This window comes from Streptococcus sp. 477 (assembly GCF_013277295.1).
Lineage (GTDB): Bacteria > Bacillota > Bacilli > Lactobacillales > Streptococcaceae > Streptococcus > Streptococcus pseudopneumoniae.
The window spans coordinates 1-547 of record NZ_VMMQ01000116.1; the positions used below are offsets into that span (position 1 = coordinate 1).

Consider the following 547-nt stretch of genomic DNA (forward strand, 5'->3'; position numbering starts at 1 on the left):
TAAACTAACTGAGGATAAATCGAAGTTAGATGAAGCTGTAAGTACAGAAGGTAAGACACCAGAAAGTATTCAAGCATACGAAGCCGCTAAGAAAGAAGCAGAAGCAGATGTTGCAACAGCGAAGGAAGCAGCCAAAGCAGTATTAGCTAAAGGTGACAATGCGACAGCAGCTGAAATTCAAGAAGCGCAAGAAAAAGTAACAGAAGCGCAAGGTAAGTTAGACAAAGCGAAAGAGCAGTTAGTCGACAAAGCAGACCAGATAGCTCTAACGCAAGCGAATAACGACTTAGCAAGCGAAGTAGCAAGTCAACCAACTACAGATGACAAGCCACAAAGCAAAGTTGACGCATATACTAAAGCAAAAGAAGCGGCGGATAAAGCAGTGGAAGCAGCGAAAAAAGTAATAGCGGACGACAATGCGACACCAGAAGCTGTACAAGCAGAGCTAGCGAAAGTAAACGCAGCCAAAGCAGCCTTGAAAGCGGCAGAAGATGCCGTAACAACCGCAGCGACAACTACAGCGAAAAATAAACTAACTGAGGATAAA

Annotated in this window: 1 pseudogene; it reads left to right on the plus strand. The window is 44.1% G+C overall.

The window, feature by feature from the left end:
* Positions 1-547: pseudogene (locus HT691_RS11035) on the plus strand (FIVAR domain-containing protein); the annotation flags it as partial.